Origin of the sequence: Serratia sp. CY76391, assembly GCF_052166695.1 — a bacterium.
GTDB classification, from domain to species: Bacteria; Pseudomonadota; Gammaproteobacteria; order Enterobacterales; family Enterobacteriaceae; genus Serratia; species Serratia nematodiphila.
On record NZ_JBJNOJ010000005.1, the window covers coordinates 140456 to 157185 of the forward strand.

The following is a 16730-nucleotide window of genomic DNA, read 5'->3' on the forward strand; positions in this document are numbered from 1 at the left end:
TTCTGCATGATGACTTAAGGCTCTTTATTTGTGTGGTTATTTATCTCGTTATTTTTAAAGCCATTCATCATTTTCCCCCGTCCTCACCTCCCGAGAGCCACGATGAATAATTCACTTAGTATTAAATTGCATAAGTAAAGGTTATTTCTTATTTGTTCAGCCCCGCAGGACTCCGTATCAATATGGCAGACGCTACTGCAAGTAACAGGGAGACGGGGATGAACTTTCAACAATTAAAAATTATTCGCGAATCGGCGCGCTGCAACTACAACCTGACCGAGGTCGCCAATACCTTATTTACTTCGCAGTCCGGCGTTAGCCGGCATATTCGCGAGTTGGAAGAAGAGCTGGGCATCGAAATATTCATTCGCCGCGGCAAACGGCTGTTGGGCATGACCGAGCCCGGCAAAGAGCTGCTGGTGGTGGCGGAGCGCATTCTTAACGACGCGAACAACATCCGTCGCCTGGCGGATGTCTTCAGCAGCAACGATTCGGGGCAGCTGCATATCGCGACGACGCACACCCAGGCGCGCTATAGCCTGCCGGGGGTGATCAAAGAGTTTCGCGCGCTTTATCCACGGGTGCGGGTGGTGCTCAATCAGGGCAGCCCGGAGGAGATCGTCTCGATGCTGGCCGCCGGTGAAGCCGATATCGGCATTGCCAGCGAACGGCTGATGAGCGACGAGTCGCTGGCGGCGTTCCCCTACTACCGGTGGCATCACACCATTCTGGTGCCGGAAGGGCACGAGTTGACGCGGCAGCCGCAGGTGACGCTGGAGATGCTCAGCACCTTGCCGTTGATCACTTACCGTCAGGGCATTACCGGCCGCGCGAAGCTGGATGCGGCGTTCAAATCAGCGGGCCTGACGCCGGATATCGCGCTCAGCGCGCAAGATTCCGACGTGATTAAAACCTATGTCGAGCTGGGGTTGGGCGTGGGCGTGCTGGCGGACATGTCGTATGAAAAAGAGCGCGATCGCGGGTTGGTCAGCCTCAACGCCGAGCATTTGTTTGAACCCAATACGGTCTGGCTGGGCCTGAAACGCAGCCAGCTGCAGCGCAACTATGCCTGGCGCTTTATTCAGCTGTGCAACCCGACGTTGTCGCTGACCGAAATCAAAGACAAGGTCTTCTCGTCGCAGCTGGATGCGGTGATTGACTATCAGATTTAACCGATAAGCGGCAGGCAATTCCTGCCGCGCATTCTGCATCGCCTGCCTAATAATCAAAATCCCATCTATATACATAAAAAGAATATCTATAGTGATTTAAGTACCTTCAGCTGCCGATCGTGCTCGCATACACTCGCAAAATTATTATAAATTCCATCCGCTTGGAGAGTTTCAGATGAAAGCGCTCGTTCCTTCTTTGCTGTTTTTGGCCGTGGCGGCCAGCGTTAACGTACAGGCGGCGACGCCGGCCAACACGCTGGTGATCGCGCAATCTATCGATGACGTGGTCAGCTTTGACCCGGCCCAGGGATTTGAGTTAACCACAGTGCAGTCGTTCAACAGCCTGTATCAACGTCTGATCCAGTCAGATCCGCACAATCCCATCGATCTTAAACCAACCCTGGCCAGCAGCTGGCAGGCCGGCGCCGACGACCGCAGCCTGACTTTCAGCCTGCGCCCGGACGCCAAGTTCGCCAGCGGCAATCCGCTGCGGCCGGAAGACGTGATCTTCTCGCTTTCACGGGTGGTGAAACTGAATCTGGAGCCGTCATTTATCCTGACGCAGCTGGGCTGGAACGCGAAGAACGTGGAGCAACACCTGAGCAAGGTGGACGAGCACACGGTAAAAATCAGCTGGAGTGAGAACGTCAGCCCGGCCTTCGTGCTCAGCCTGCTGTCGGCGCCGGTATCCTCGATCGTTGACGCCAAAGAGGCACTGGCGCACCAGCAGGGCGACGATCTGGGGCATCAATGGTTGAACAGCCACTCCGCCGGCAGCGGCCCTTACAAAATCCGCACCTATGTGCCGCACGAAGTGGTGGTGCTGGACGCCAATTCCGGCTCGCCGGAAGGGGCGCCGACGCTGAAAACCATCCTGATCAAAAACGTGCCCGATCCGGCGGCGCGCCGTTTGCTGATCGAGCAGGGCGATGCCGATATCGCACGCAACCTGGGGGCAGACCAGATGGCGGCTCTGAAGGGCAAGCCGGGCGTCAAACCGTTGGCCATTCCTTACGCCTCGCTTTATTTCCTGCAGTTCAATGCCAAGGCGTCGCCGGCGCTCGGCAATCCGGCGTTCTGGGAGGCGGCACGCTGGCTGTTTGATTATCAAGGCATCGCCGACGATCTGCTGAAAGGGCAGTTCCAGAGCCATCAGGCATTCCTGCCGGACGGTTATCTGGGCGCGCTCAAGGATCAGCCGTACAGCTTCAATCCGCAGAAAGCCAAAGAAATACTGGCCAAAGCGGGGCTGAGCAACGTCAGTTTCCGCCTGGACGTCAACAACCAGCCGCCGTATCTGGATATTGCCCAGGCGCTGCAGGCCAGTTTTGCCCAGGGCGGCGTGAAGGTCGAACTGGTGCCGGGCATCAGTTCGCAGGTCTCCACCAAGGTGAAAGCGCTTAACTACGATGCGACGCTGACCTCCTGGGGGCCGGATTACTTCGACCCTAACACCAACGCCGCCGCCTTCGCCTACAACCCGGAAGACGGCAGCAAGACGCTGGCCTGGCGCGCCAACTGGCAAATCCCGGCGCTGAGCAAGCTGACGCTGGCCGCCACTGCGGAAAACGACACCGCCAAACGGGTGGCAGACTACCAGCAACTGCAAAAACAGGTGCAGCAAAGCTCGCCGTTTGTCATCGGCCTGCAGGCACGCAGCCTGATTGCGGTGCGTGACAACCTCAAGGGCTATGTGCAGGGCATCAACCCTGACATGGTGTTCTACAGCAAGGTCAGCAAGTAATGGCCGCTGACCTGTCCGCCGGCGCCGGGGCGGCCCGGCGGTATTGGCGCTGGGGCGGGCGGCTGCTCGGTGGCGCGCTGTCTCTGGCGTTAACGCTGCTTGGCCTGCTGCTGTTCACCTTCATGCTGTCGCACCTGGCGCCGATCGATCCGGCGCTGCAGGTGGCGGGCGATCACGCCAGCGAAGCCACCTATGCGCAGGTGCGGCACGAGCTGGGGTTGGATCAGCCGCTGCCGGTGCAATTTTGGCGTTACCTGGTGCACCTGGCGCACGGCGATTTGGGCATTTCGCGTATTACCGCGCAGCCGGTGTTGAGCGATCTGTTGCGTACCTTCCCGGCGACTGTGGAGCTGGCCACCTGCGCCATTATCCTCGGCGCCCTCGGCGGCATTACGCTGGCGTTTCTGGCGGTGCTCAAACCGGGCAGCTGGCTGGATAACGCGGCGCGTCTGCTGTCGCTGATCGGTTATTCGGTGCCGATTTTCTGGCTGAGCCTGCTCGGGCTGTTGCTGTTCTACGCCACGCTGCATTGGTCGGCGGGGCCGGGGCGGCTGGACGACATTTACTTGTACAGCATGGAGCCGCGCAGCGGTTTCGTGTTGATCGACAGCTGGCTGTCCGGCGATCGTGAAATGTTCTACAACGCCATCGGCCACCTGTGGCTGCCGGTGGTGGCGTTGGCGCTGCTGTCGATGGCGGGCATTACCAGGCTGCTGCGGGCGGCGATGCTGGAAGAGTGCAACAAGGAATACGTGACGCTGGCGCGTTCCAAGGGCGCCGGCCGCCTGCGCATTCTGCTGCGCCATGTGTTTCCCAATGTGCTTGGCACGCTGATCACCGTACTGTCTCTCTCCTACGCCAGCCTGCTGGAGGGCGCGGTATTGACCGAAACGGTGTTCGCCTGGCCCGGCGTCGGGCGTTACCTGACCTCGGCGCTGTTTGCTGCCGACACGCCGGCAATCCTCGGCGCCACGCTGCTGATCGGCACCTGTTTCGTGCTGTTGAATGCGCTGGCCGACGCCTTGACCTATTTAGTGGATCCGCGAACTCGATGAGCCAATATCTCTCTGAACACGAACCGCAAAGCGAGCCAGCCGTCGGTTACCGCCGCGGTCGGCGTCTGACCACGCTGACGCTGGGCGCGGCGCTGGTGGCGATCCTGCTTGTCACCGCGCTGCTGGCTCCGTGGCTGGCGCCTTTCGACCCCAATCTGCAGCATATCGAGCTGCGGTTACTGCCGCCTTCGGCTGCACATTGGCTGGGCACCGACGGCTTTGGCCGCGATTTGCTCTCCCGCGTGATTTACGGCGCGCGGCCGACGCTGATCCTGGTGTCGCTAATTCTGGTGTTGACCATTCCCATCGGCCTGCTGGTCGGCATTTGCGCTGGTTACCTCGGCGGCTGGGTCGAGCGCATTTTGATGCGTCTGACCGACATTTTCCTGTCGCTGCCGAGTCTGGTGATCGCGCTGGCGTTCGTGGCGGTGATGGGACCGGGGCTGATGAACGGCGCGCTGGCGCTGGCATTGACCAGCTGGCCGGCCTTTGCCCGCCAGGCGCGGGCCGAAACTCTGGCGCTGCGCCGCAGTGACTACCTGGCGGCGGCGCGCATGCAGGGTATCAACGGGTTGCGGCTGATGGTCGGCCACATTTTGCCTTTATGCCTGCCGAGCGCGGTGGTGCGTGCGGCGCTGAGCCTGGGCGGCATCATCCTGTCCGCCGCCGGTCTGGGGTTCCTCGGCATGGGCGTCGCGCCGCCGACCGCCGAATGGGGTTCGATGGTGGCCGAAGGCAGCAAAGTGATTTTCGACCAATGGTGGGTCGCCGCCGCACCAGGCGGGGCGATCCTGTTCGCCAGCCTGGCGTTTAACCTGCTGGGCGATGGCCTGCGCGACAAAATGGATCCTCGTCATGGGCACTGATAACACTTTATTGACCGTCGAACGGCTGGCGATCGGCGTGCCGGGGCCGCAGCCGGCGGCGCTGGTGAAGAATATCTCGTTCAGCATGGGGCGGGAGCGGCTGGCGCTGGTCGGCGAGTCCGGTTCCGGCAAGTCGTTGACCGCGCGTGCGCTGATGGGGCTATTGCCGCCGCCGTTGCAGCTGCAGGCGCAGTGCCTGACGCTGGGCGATGAAGACTTGACGCGCCTGAGCGAACGCCAGTGGAGCCGCCTGCGCGGCGACCGGGTGGCGATGGTGATGCAAGATCCCAAACATGCGCTGAATCCCAATCAGCCGATCGGCCGTCAGGTGGAGGAGCCGCTGGTGCTGCATGCCAAGCTGAGCCGCGCCGAGCGGCGTGAAAAGGTATTGGAGATGCTGGCGGCGGTGGGATTGCCCGATCCGGCGGCGCTGTGGGGCCGTTATCCGCATCAACTCTCCGGCGGCATGGGGCAGCGGGTGATGCTGGCCATTGCGTTGATCAACGATCCGCAGCTGTTGATTGCCGATGAACCGACTTCGGCGCTGGATCACCAGATGCGCGATCAGGTGCTGCAACTGATAGACAATCTGGTGGCGCAACGCAACATGGGGCTGATCCTGATCAGCCACGATTTGCAGCAGGTGGCGCACCACTGCGAGCGAGTGCTGGTGATGTACAAAGGCGAGCTGTTGGATCAACTGCCGGCGGCAGAGCTGGCGCAGGCCACGCATCCTTACACTCGCACGTTGTGGGCGTGCCGGCCGAGCCGCGAGACGCGCGGCAAACCGCTGCCGGTGCTGGATCGCGCGCTGTTGGAGACGTTGAAATGAGCGTAATTGCACTGGAGAACCTGAGCGTCAGTCACCGCCAGGGCTACGAGCTGCGCACCGTGGTACATGAGGTTAACCTGCACATCGAACCGGGTGAGTGTTTCGGGCTGGTGGGGCCTTCCGGCTGCGGCAAGTCCTCGTTGCTGTGGGTGCTGGCCGGGCTGAATGGCAGCTGGCAGGGCGGTTTTGAGCTGCTGGGGCGGCGGCTGCAACCGGGGCAGGCATTTACCGGTGAGCTGCGGCGCGAGGTGCAGATGGTGTTTCAGGATCCCTATGCTTCGCTACACCCCAAGCACCGGCTGTTGCGTACGCTGTCGGAGCCGCTCAAGCTGCTGCAGGAAAGCGATATCGAACGCAAGATCAGCGCGGGCTTTCGCCAGGTGGGGTTGGATCCGCGCCTGCTGGATCGCTACCCGCATCAGCTGTCGGGCGGCCAGCGGCAGCGCGTGGCGATCGTGCGTGCATTGTTGCTGCGGCCGAAGTTGCTGCTGCTGGATGAACCGACTTCGGCGTTGGACATGTCGGTGCAGGCGGAGATCCTCAATCTGCTCAACGAGCTGAAGCAGGCGGGCGAGCTGACCATGGTGCTGGTCAGCCACGATGCGGACGTGATTGACCATATGTGCGATCGTTCGGTGGCAATGGCGCACGGCCGCATCATCATTTAAACCTGTGCCCGCCAACGCGGCGGGCATATCCATCTTGGTAATAAATAAAGCAATTTATCGTCGTTCTTCTGTTAATTCTTACCCCCTACACTCGAAAAACAGCGCAACCGCGTGATTGTGGAGAGTGTATCGATGAAACGGTTAATTCCAACCTTATTGTATGGCGCGCTGGCGGCCGCTTTCGGTGCGCAGGCCGCCACCCCGCAGGATACCTTGGTGGTGGTCAGTTCGTTGGAGGGCATTATCAGCCTCGATCCGGCAGAGAGCTTTGAAACCGTCAGTTCGGCCAATCTGGTCAACCTCTATCAGCGCCTGGTGGCGCCGGATCGCGCCGCGCCGCAAAAGCTGGCGCCGGACGCCGCAGGCAGTTGGCAAGCGGGCGCCGATGGCCGCAGCCTGACCTTTACCCTGAAACCGCAGCAGCGTTTCGCTTCCGGCAACCCGCTGCGGCCAGAAGATGTGATTTTTTCGCTGGTTCGCGCGGTGAAGCTGAACAAGGCGCCGTCGTTTATTCTCGGCGAGTTTGGCTGGACGCCGGATAACGTTGAGCAACAGCTGAAGAAGGTGGGAGATAACCAGGTGCAACTCAGTTGGCCCGCCAACATCGGCAGCGAGTTGGCGCTGCGGCTGCTGACGGCGAATGTGGCTTCGATCGTGGATGAAAAGCTGTTGAACGAGCACGCGCAGCAGGGGGACTACGGTAACGGCTGGCTGCGCAGCCATTCCGCCGGCGGCGGCCCGTATCGGGTGAACAACTATGTGCCGCATGAAGCGCTGCTGTTTGGCCGTAATGACTACGCTCCGTCGCCGGCAAGGTTGAAAACGGTGTTGTTCAAGAACGTCAGCGACGCCGGTACCCGCCGTTTGCTGTTGCTGAAAGGGGATGCCGACGTGGCCTACGATCTGGGGGCCGACCAGTTCGACTCACTGCGTAACGCGTCTGGCGTGCGTATCGAGCAGGCCGATGCGCCCCGGATCTATTACCTCGGTTTCAACACCGGCAGCAAAGACAATCCGGCGCTGGGCAATCCGGCGTTATGGCAGGCGGCGCGCTGGCTGGTCGATTATCAGAGCATCGCCGAGCAACTGCTGAAAGGGCAATATCGCGTGCATCAGGCTTTCTTGCCGCAGGGATTGGACGGGGCACTCGACGATCGGCCGTTTAAGCTCGACGTGGACAAAGCCAAACAGATCCTGCGCGATGCCGGCATCGCTGAAGGTACGCGCATCGATCTTATCGTCATCAACCAACCGCCGTATACCGACATCGCGCAGGCGCTACAGGCCAGTTTTGCGCAGGCCGGGCTGCGGTTGGATATCCATCCGGTGGTAGAAAGCGATCTGTGGGGCAAGATGCGCGGCCGCGATTTTCAGGCGATCTTCACCTACTGGGGCGCCGACTACCTGGATCCGAACACCAACGCCAGCGCCTTTGCCTATAACGTGCCCGGTGGGCCGAAAACCCTGGCCTGGCGCACCCAGTGGGTCATTCCCGCCATCAGCGCGGAAACGCGCGCCGCAGCTGCGGAAGGGAACAGCGCCGCGCGCAGCGCACGTTACGTCACGTTGCAACGGGAACTGCAGGCCAGTTCGCCCTATGTGGTGGCGCTGCAGGGGCAAACGCTGGTGGCATTGCGGGACAACGTCGAAGGTGCCCGGCTGGATATCGCCAACAGCATGCTGTATCTGGATCGGGTCAGCAAGTAGCGGCAATGCCGCGCGCCTGTCCGAGCTTTCTGTCACACCAAAGGCCAACAGCGAGTGAAATAGCTGGCTGTTGCCACCTCGGATCGTGAGATGTTGTGTCAGGGTGAAATAAAATGAAATTTCATAACGTACTCATATGACGGTGATAGATTGGCACTGAAAGGCGGCGTTGTTTACGCCTTTCACCGCGGCCGTCCGCAATGATGCGGACACATCACGTCAGGAGATATTATGGACAATAACGAAAACGCTTCAGGATCGCGCGCGGCAACCTTGCTCGCCACCGGTGAGGTTGTTACGCCGGAACAGTTTTATCAGGACAGCGACGGAAGCAACTGGGGGCCGGCGATCAACAAAGCGGCGGCGGCGGCGCTGCAAGCCGGCGGTACGCTGTCCCTTGGGAAGCGGGTGTATACGGTCGCCGGACACGTACTCATTCAGACGACAACGGACATCTACGGCGGCATCGGGTTGCGGGTGGTCGGATTGGGACGGGCAACCAAAATTGTCAAGACGGCGGACAGCAGTTACACCAACGAACAGGGCGAAACGAAGAAAGCGGTGATCGTGGTGAAAGGCTTCGCCAATCTGACGCTGCACGGTTTGACGTTGCGGGATGATACCGGCGTAGACGACACTCACGGCGTGTGGTTCAGCGATCGCAATATGACGAAGTTTGATATTCGCGACATCTACACCAAGGTCGGCGGTTATTCGCTGTTTGTCTCGGGCGACATGTTCATTAACTGGCTGGTGAACGTGCAGATGGAGGCAAATGCCAATCGCCCGGGCGATGGGGTGCTGTGGATGGACAAGTCCGGCACCACCAATTTTATAGACGGCCTCTACGCCGCTCGCGCCAAGGGGACTGCGTTCAGAATTTCAGGGTTTTATTCTACTATCGGCTCGTTGGCTGCGGATGACTGCATCGGCGATATCTACTCGTTCAAAGATTTTAACGGCACGATCAATTCGTTGGGTTGCGAGAACCGCAACACGCAGCGCGCCGCCAATGTCAGCGTGTTGTCCACCAACTTTGCCCAGGGCACGATAGGCAATATCAATATCCAGGACGCGCAGAATGTGGAGAGCGGGAGCGTGTTGTGCCGATTCATCAACGAATCTCGTTGGGACATCGGTCAGTTGACTCTTTACAGCGGTTCTAAGACGCCGTTCCCGGCGGCGATCGCCGCCTGCAGCAACAATACCGAGGTAACCTTCAGTAACGTATACAACGGCGGCGTCCCGGTGGCCGGTAAAAGCACCGTCGACGTTACGTCGTTTTTAAGCGGGGTCGAAGCGATGTACAGTCTGGGCGAGCGGGGAATTGCCCCTTCCGCCACCAGCAACCATTTGCCGCGCAATATCTCGAAACAGCAATCGTGGACTTTTTTAGGCACCCTGACCGCGCCGGATCGGCAACCTACAACGCGCATTACTCTTCAACAGGGCGTAAGCACCAAGGTGCTGGCGTGCGATTTATATATCACGTTCGATCTGTCTTCGCAGGCAACCGCCTTTGTCGTCAATAAAGGCAGCTATAGCGCGAAAGGCGCCTTTATGTTGCGGCGCACCGGGCCGTTAAGCTGCGAAATATATTACCGCGTCGAGAAAGATTTCGGCTTTGGCAGTTATCAGGTGCAGACTACGCGCGGCAGCTACTGGCGGCCGGACGGCGTTTCATTGAGCACGCCACCCTTCGATGCGTTGGAAATCCGCAGCGATGAGGTGTTATCCACCACCAGGCTCGCGGTGATCCAGCCACTGGCCAATCCGACAACGGCCAGCACTGCGGAAGTGGCAGGATTGCTCAATCGGCTGATCGAGACACTGAAGAACTAACCGAATAACGCCGGCGCGTTCTGGCCGGCGTCCATCAAGAGCAACAGCCAGCCGGCGGCCGCCAAGGCGATGCCGAAAGGTTGCCGCGTTCGCCAGGCGCGACGGTTGCGACGGCTGCGCGTCAATGCCATGCCTAATCCGAACATGGCCGCCAGACAGACCAGCAGTGGCAGCATCGTCCAACCGAGCCAGGCGCCCAGCGCCGCCAGCAGTTTGAAATCACCCTGGCCGATGCCGTTACGCCGCCGCACCTGCCGATAAAGTGCGTTGAGCAGCCACAACCCCCCGTAGCCGGCGGCGGCGCCGATAACCGCGTCGCCCAGCGTCGCCCAGCGAGCATCAAGATTGCACAGCATCCCGCCCCACAGCAGCGGCTGGGTTAACCGGTCCGGCAGCCACCGGTGGCGCCAGTCTAGCCAGGCCAGGGCGATCAGCAACGCCGCGGCCGGCGGTAACCACAGCCGGTGTGCTGCCGGCAGGTCGAAGGGCAGCGCCGTCAACGCCAAACCGAAGGCCGTCAGCAGCAGGCTACGGCGGCGCAATTTCGGTGGGCTGGCACGCACGGCCGCCGTTCGCTCCAATCGGGTGATGAGCGTGAAGGCGACCGCACCTGCCGACAGCAGCGCGGTGAAAAACAGCGCGGGCCACAGTAAGGAAAGAAACATCGGGGCTCCGTCAGTCGTGAAATAGATGTTTAAAATAACGGCAAAATACGTATTTCATCGGGGTGAAATGCGGTGGGCTATGAGGAATGCGCAGTTGTACGCATCGCCACTTCACGTATTGCAGAGTGAGGCAATGTCATGCGCGGAGGCGCGCAGCAGTGGGGTGTTGCGCTTTTTATCGGCAAAATCGGTGCTGAAATGGTGTGAATTCACCTGGCGGCCGGAATGGATCGGTAAATGGCGTAAGTGACGGCGTCACTGGGGAGTGATTGGGGTTTATCCTATTGTTTCTGTTCGTCAAGCCGTTAGACTTTAAGGGAGAGACGCCCCGGCCTGGACGGGGCGTAGGGTTTCCAGAACTGCCGCGGGAAAGGCGACAGCAAAGCAGTGGGTTGGCGTGCTCCAGGAAGGAGGGAAGCCAACGGTGTCATGAAAGACGTTATTCAGGCAGTACTCATCAAGACTAAAAAACGACTCTGGCGCCGACGCCAGACGGCGTGGCTGGCCGGGGCGCTGGTGTGGCTGGCCGGCGCGGCGCCCGCCTGCGCCGAATCCCCACCGGCGCCGGAGAGCGTTGTCTCTTCCGCACAGGCCGCCGCAGATCCAGCCGCGAATTTGCCCGAACTGGGCGGCGCGCCCGATGACGCCGCGCGCGAGAAGCAGTGGGCCGAGATGGCCAAGCAGTTCGGCGAAAAAGATCTGAATAACGTTTCCCGTCAGCAGATGCGCAGCCGCGCCGAGGATTATCTGCTGGGCCAGGCGACCGGCGCGCTGCAACAGCAGGCGCAGGAACTGCTGTCGCCGCTGGGCACCGCCCGATTATCGCTGAAGATGACCGGTGAGGGGGACTTTACCGGCAGCAACGGACAGTTATTCAGCCCGCTGTACGACGTCGACGGATTGCTGACCTACAGCCAGATCGGCTGGCTACAGCAAAGCGCCGGGGCGCTCGGTAATTTCGCGCTGGGGCAGCGCTGGATCGCCGGTGACTGGCTGCTGGGGTACAACACGGCGCTCGACAGCGATTTCGCCCGGCAGCGCAATCGCGGCAGCGTCGGCGCGGAGGCCTGGGGAGACTACCTGCGTTTCTCCACCAACTATTACTACCCGCTGTCGGCGCTGGCGCAACAGCCTGGCGATGGCGTGTTTTTCAGCCGCCCGGCGCGCGGTTACGACATTACGACGCAAGGCTATCTGCCGTTTTATCGCCAGATCGGCGGTTCGCTCAGCTATGAGCAGTATCTCGGCGATAATGTCGATCTGTTCGGCAGCGGCAAAAAACAAAACGATCCGCGCGCGATGCAGCTGGGGCTCAATTACACCCCGATGCCGCTGGTGACGATGAAGGCGCTGCATAAGATTGGCGCGGGCGGGCAGAGCCAGGATCAGATCGAGCTGGCGCTGAGCTATCGGCTCGGGGTGCCGTTGGTGAAGCAGATTTCGCCGGAGTATGTGGCGCAGGCCAAGTCGCTGCGCGGCAGCCGCTACGATCCTATCGAACGCAAGAACGTGCCGGTGCTGGAGTTCCGCCAGCGCAAAACGCTGCAGGTGTTCCTCGCCACGCCGCCGTGGAGCCTGCAAGCGGGGGAAACCGTGCCGCTGGTGCTGGAAATCAAGGCGCTCAACGGCATCGCTCACGTCAGTTGGCAGGGGGATACGCAGGCGCTGAGCCTGACGCCGCCGCACAACGCCAACGATCCGCAGGGCTGGACGGCGATCGTGCCGCCGTGGGACGATGCGCCGGGCGCCGCCAACAGCTACCGGCTATCGGTCACGCTGGAGGACGATAAACAGCAGCGCGTGACGTCCAACTGGATAGAGCTGAAAGTGGCGCCGCCGCTGACGGCGACCGCCGGTGATGACGCGGGCCTGCCGCCGATCAAAACCCTGACGCCGCCGCCGATCCCGGCACAAACCGGGCCGCTGTACGGCGGCGACTAACCGTTTTTACCCTGCAGCACCCACACGGCGGCCTCGACGCGGGATTTTAGCTTCATCTTTTTCAGCAGGTGTTTGACGTGTACCTTGACGGTGCTTTCGGTGATGGTCAGGCGGCGGGCGATCAGCTTGTTCGGCAGCCCCTGGGCGATCAGCTTCAGAATATCCCGTTCGCGCGGCGTCAATTGCTGAATATCGCGATCGGCGCTGGGGCGGTTTTCCCGCAGGCTGGCGGCGAGGATCGGCGTCAGCGTTTCGCTGAGCACCATCTGCCCGGCCGCCGCCTGATGCAGCGCCTTCAGCAGATCCTCCGGCTCCATGTCTTTCAACAAATAACCGTCGGCACAGCGTTTGAGCGCGCTGACGACGTCGTCTTCATGGTTGGACACGCTGAACACCACAACGCGCCCCGACAGGTCGGTCTGGCGCAGACGATCCAGCGTTTCCAGCCCGTTGATGCCGGGCATGTTGAGGTCGAGCAGGATCAGATCCGGATCGTGCTGCTCCGCCAGCGTGACCCCTTGTTCTCCGTTGCTGGCTTCGGCGATGACCTGCAGGCGAGCGTCCATGCCAATCAGCTGTTTTACGCCGTTGCGCAGCATCGGGTGGTCGTCGATCAGTAAGATGGTGGCGGCGGTTTCTGTCGTCATGGTGTCTCCGTTAGTCGATGGCGTGGTTATCCGGCGTGAAGCTGACTCGCACCTCGGTGCCGCCGCCGCTGCGCGGTAAAATGTCGCAACGGCCGTGCAGGCTCTTGGCGCGATCGCGCATGATGATCAAGCCGTAATGGTCGGGGCGGGATGTTTCGGCCGGCAGGCCGCGTCCGTTGTCGCATACGCTCAGGGTCACTTCGCCCCGTTTGTTGATGACCTGAATGCTCACCTCGCTGGCGGCGGCATGCTTAAGGATGTTGCTGAGCGCCTCGCGGGCGATCTGCAGCAGATGAATGGCCTGGTAGGCGGGCACCGTGCGCGGCCCCAGTTGGTAATCGAGGCTGATGTTCAGGCCCAGTTTGGGATTGAACTCCGCTACCGTCGATTGCAGCGCCGCCAGCAGGCCCGGTTCGGTCAACTGCAGGCGGAAGGTGGTCAGCAGCTCGCGCAGCTGGCGATAGGCGCCGTTCAGCTCTTCGCGCATCTGCTGCACCAGCGCCTGGCTGGCGGACGAGAGCGTTCCGCCTTGCATCTGCAGGCAGGCGATCTGCATTTTCAGGCAGGAAAGCGATTGGGCGATGGAGTCGTGCAGCTCGCGGGCGATCGCCGCCCGTTCTTCCATCAGCATCAGCTGCTGCTGGTGGTCTACCTGCCGTTCGATGGCCAGCACGCTGGTCAGTTGCTCCACCAAAGTGTTGACCAGCTGGTGGTGCTCATCGTTCAGCGGCTGTTGCGGCGCATGTTGCGCCACGATCACGCCGTAGTCGCCAAGTTTGTCACTCAGGCTCCAGCTCAGCGACGGGTTGTCGGGATGCTGGCGGTCGCTGTCGTGCAGGCAGGCGCTGCACACCGGATTATGGCAATGCTCCGGCCGCAACGGCTGGTTACCGCTCAGCTGCAGCAGCGGCTCCCGGCTGTCGTTTTCATACAGCCGCACCTGAATGGCGCGCAGCGGCGTCAGGATTTGCAGTTGGTTGAGCAGCGGCGTCAGGCGGCTGCACAATGGCTCGCTGGCGTGCAGCAGGCGGCTGGCGCGATAGAGGAAGCTCAGCATCTGATTTTTTTGCTGCAGGTCCGCGGTCTTCTCGGCTACGCGCTGCTCCAGCCCGCTGTAGGTGGCCGACAGTTCGTCGGACATGGTGTTCAACGCGCCGCCGAGCGACGCCATTTCATCCTGATGGCCGCGCTGCGCGAAGCGGCGGCTAAAGTCGCCGCGGCCCACCGCCAACGCCATTTCCACCAGCTGCCGCCACGGATGCAGCAACCGGCGGCGCAGGTAGCAGGTGGTGCCGATCAGCAGCAGCAGGGTCAGCGCGATAAAGCCGGCCTGCACCAGCGTCACCATCAGCAGGCGGCGCTCGGTTTGCCTGTCGATATCCGAGACCAGCTTATCCAACAGCTGCACGAAGTGCGCCACCTGCGGCGCGGCGTCGGCCGGGCGCTGCGCGCTGCGCAGGCGAGGTTGCAGGGTCTGTTGCCAGTAGTCGCGCAAGGTGTCGAAAGGTTGCGTCAACCCTTCCTGTTCCACCGAACGCTGCAGGTCGGGGCTGTTTTCGTCGCGCTCCAGTTCGCGGATCAACGCTTCATGCCGTTCATCCAGCGGCACCTGTGCCAGCAGACGGTAGCTTTGCATACGCAGCGAGCCGGCCTTGTTGATGGCATGCGCGTTGCCCTGAATGCTTTGCGACATCCAGGCGGAAATCCCCATGCCGGCCACGCCCAGAATGCCCGACAGCAACATCAGCAGGGCGACCTGATTCACGATCGAAAGCGGGGCCAACAGGCGTTTCATAAGCGCGGGTTCCTGGCATTTGGCGCCGCTGAAGCTCAGGGGCGAAGGCGGCGACGGGCTAAACAAGTAACGATTCAGCCGTATTTTTGATTATCCCTGAGCATAACCCCATACCTCGAATGAAGTACCCATTAGTTTCCAGCGGGGCGGCGAAGCGGTGAGGATGACGAAGTGGTTAATTGTAATTTATTGATTATAAATGATTTAATTTTTATCCGGTACGTACCCCTAAGGGGATGAAGGCGCTATTTGTGCCGCCAACTACTTGCATTCGGGTTGATATACATCAACTTTGCCGCCGGGGCCGCCCCCTAGGGTGTCGGAATAATCCCCCGTGTCTGAGGTTTTTATGTCGCAACTTGCAACGCCTTCATCAAAGAAAACCGGTGCGCTGATTCAGGATTGGCATCCTGAAGACAGCGCCTTTTGGCTGCAGCATGGCCATCGCATCGCCACCCGCAACCTGTGGATTTCCATTCCCTGTCTGCTGCTGGCCTTCTGCGTCTGGATGCTGTTCAGCGCCGTGGCGGTCAACCTGAACAAGGTTGGCTTCAACTTTTCCACCGATCAACTGTTCTTGTTGACAGCGCTGCCGTCGGTCTCGGGCGCTATTTTACGCGTGCCTTATTCCTTCGTGATCCCGCTGTTTGGCGGCCGCCGCTGGACCGCTATCAGCACCTGCTTCCTGCTGGTGCCGTGCTTGTGGCTGGGATTCGCGGTGCAGGACAGCAGCACGCCGTACAGCGTGTTCGTCATCATTTCCCTGCTGTGCGGTTTTGCGGGCGCCAACTTTGCCTCCAGCATGGCCAATATCAGCTTCTTCTTCCCGAAAGCGCGTCAGGGCGGCGCGTTGGGTCTCAACGGCGGGTTGGGGAATCTGGGTGTCAGCGTCATGCAACTGGTCGCGCCGCTGGCGATCTCTTTCAGCCTGTTTGGTCTGTTTGGCGGCACGGCGCAAGATCAGGCAGAAGGGGGGCAGCTATGGCTGGAAAACGCCGCCTGGATCTGGGTACCGTTCCTGCTGGTTGCCACCTTGGCGGCCTGGTTCGGCATGAACGATCTGGCGGCGGCCAAGGCATCGCTGCGCCAGCAACTGCCAGTGCTCAAACGTGGGCATTTGTGGATGCTGAGTTTGCTGTACCTCGCGACCTTCGGTTCTTTCATCGGTTTCTCCGCCGGTTTCGCCATGCTGTCGAAGACGCAATTTCCGGAGGTCGTGATCCTGCATTACGCTTTCTTCGGGCCGTTCCTCGGGGCGCTGGCGCGGCCGGTCGGCGGCGCGCTGTCTGACCGTTTCGGCGGCGTGCGGGTGACGTTGATCAACTTTGTGGTGATGGCCGTGTTCGCCGCGCTGTTGTTCCTGACCTTGCCGACGGCGGGCGAGGGCGGTTCGTTCATCGCCTTCTACGGCATCTTTATGGTGCTGTTCCTCACGGCGGGGCTGGGCAGCGGATCGACTTTCCAAATGATCGCCGTCATTTTCCGTAAAATCACTGTCGATCGCGTGAAAGCGGCCGGCGGCAGTGACGAGAGCGCACAGCGTGAAGCGGTGACGGACTCCGCCGCCGCATTGGGCTTTATCTCGGCGATCGGCGCCGCAGGCGGCTTCTTTATTCCCCAGGCATTCGGTACCTCGCTGGCGCTGACCGGCTCACCGGCGGGGGCAATGAAAGTATTCCTGGTGTTCTATATCTTGTGTGTGGTCATCACCTGGGCAGTGTATGGCCGCAAGAAAAAGGCCTGAGTATCAAACTGCTTTCTCAATCCCTCCCGCCAGGGGAGGGATATTTCTCTCA

General features: G+C 60.9%; 13 protein-coding genes. 10 read left to right on the forward strand and 3 right to left on the reverse strand.

Going from position 1 to position 16730, the window contains the following annotated elements; translation table 11 throughout:
• The first annotated feature begins 218 nt into the window (after positions 1 to 218).
• The 8 genes from cbl to ACJ8PN_RS10065 all read left to right on the forward strand — a co-directional run bounded on the left by cbl (position 219) and on the right by ACJ8PN_RS10065 (position 9886).
• Positions 219 to 1172 carry an HTH-type transcriptional regulator Cbl gene (gene cbl, locus ACJ8PN_RS10030; RefSeq protein WP_004934716.1) on the forward strand — a complete coding sequence of 318 codons (954 nt, stop codon included), beginning with the start codon at positions 219 to 221 and terminating at the stop codon, positions 1170 to 1172.
• A gap of 175 nt (positions 1173 to 1347) precedes the next feature.
• Positions 1348 to 2916, forward strand: a complete 1569-nt coding sequence (locus ACJ8PN_RS10035) for an ABC transporter substrate-binding protein (protein ID WP_171454230.1) — start codon at positions 1348 to 1350, stop codon at positions 2914 to 2916.
• Entirely contained in the window at positions 2916 to 3971 is a 1056-nt protein-coding gene (locus ACJ8PN_RS10040; protein ID WP_004934713.1) for an ABC transporter permease, read from the forward strand. Before ACJ8PN_RS10035 ends, ACJ8PN_RS10040 begins: the two co-directional genes overlap by 1 nt.
• Positions 3968 to 4837, forward strand: coding sequence for an ABC transporter permease (locus ACJ8PN_RS10045; protein WP_004934710.1), 870 nt, complete (start codon positions 3968 to 3970; stop codon positions 4835 to 4837). The genes ACJ8PN_RS10040 and ACJ8PN_RS10045 overlap by 4 nt, the downstream gene beginning before the upstream one ends.
• The gene (locus ACJ8PN_RS10050; RefSeq protein WP_442534869.1) at positions 4827 to 5669 is read left to right on the forward strand and encodes an ABC transporter ATP-binding protein; all 843 of its coding nucleotides are present in this window, start codon (positions 4827 to 4829) and stop codon (positions 5667 to 5669) included. Before ACJ8PN_RS10045 ends, ACJ8PN_RS10050 begins: the two co-directional genes overlap by 11 nt.
• Positions 5666 to 6337 carry an ABC transporter ATP-binding protein gene (locus ACJ8PN_RS10055; RefSeq protein ID WP_171454228.1) on the forward strand — a complete coding sequence of 224 codons (672 nt, stop codon included), beginning with the start codon at positions 5666 to 5668 and terminating at the stop codon, positions 6335 to 6337. Before ACJ8PN_RS10050 ends, ACJ8PN_RS10055 begins: the two co-directional genes overlap by 4 nt.
• Positions 6338 to 6469: 132 nt before the next feature.
• Positions 6470 to 8044, forward strand: coding sequence for an ABC transporter substrate-binding protein (locus tag ACJ8PN_RS10060; protein ID WP_442534870.1), 1575 nt, complete (start codon positions 6470 to 6472; stop codon positions 8042 to 8044).
• Positions 8045 to 8275: 231 nt separating this feature from the next.
• A complete protein-coding gene (locus ACJ8PN_RS10065) occupies positions 8276 to 9886 on the forward strand; it encodes a hypothetical protein (protein WP_442534871.1) in 1611 nt (536 codons plus the stop codon).
• Here the strand turns inward: ACJ8PN_RS10065 and ACJ8PN_RS10070 are convergent.
• Entirely contained in the window at positions 9883 to 10551 is a 669-nt protein-coding gene (locus tag ACJ8PN_RS10070; RefSeq protein WP_442534872.1) for a prepilin peptidase, read from the reverse strand. The two genes, ACJ8PN_RS10065 and ACJ8PN_RS10070, sit on opposite strands and share 4 nt — an antisense overlap.
• Positions 10552 to 10980: 429 nt before the next feature.
• Here ACJ8PN_RS10070 and ACJ8PN_RS10075 point away from each other — a divergent pair, with 429 nt between their 5' ends.
• The gene (locus ACJ8PN_RS10075) at positions 10981 to 12492 is read left to right on the forward strand and encodes a YchO/YchP family invasin (protein ID WP_411260854.1); all 1512 of its coding nucleotides are present in this window, start codon (positions 10981 to 10983) and stop codon (positions 12490 to 12492) included.
• Here ACJ8PN_RS10075 and narL read toward each other — a convergent pair.
• A complete protein-coding gene (gene narL, locus ACJ8PN_RS10080; protein WP_442534873.1) occupies positions 12489 to 13139 on the reverse strand; it encodes a two-component system response regulator NarL in 651 nt (216 codons plus the stop codon). The genes ACJ8PN_RS10075 and narL overlap by 4 nt on opposite strands.
• A 10-nt stretch (positions 13140 to 13149) precedes the next feature.
• Positions 13150 to 14934 (reverse strand): nitrate/nitrite two-component system sensor histidine kinase NarX, encoded by a 1785-nt coding sequence (narX, locus tag ACJ8PN_RS10085; RefSeq protein ID WP_171454224.1) that lies wholly within the window; start codon positions 14932 to 14934, stop codon positions 13150 to 13152.
• A gap of 349 nt (positions 14935 to 15283) precedes the next feature.
• On the opposite strand from narX, the gene ACJ8PN_RS10090 reads away from it, so the two are divergent.
• Complete coding sequence (locus tag ACJ8PN_RS10090; protein ID WP_442534874.1) at positions 15284 to 16678, forward strand: NarK family nitrate/nitrite MFS transporter; 1395 nt, start codon at positions 15284 to 15286, stop codon at positions 16676 to 16678.
• The last annotated feature ends 52 nt before the right edge of the window (positions 16679 to 16730 follow it).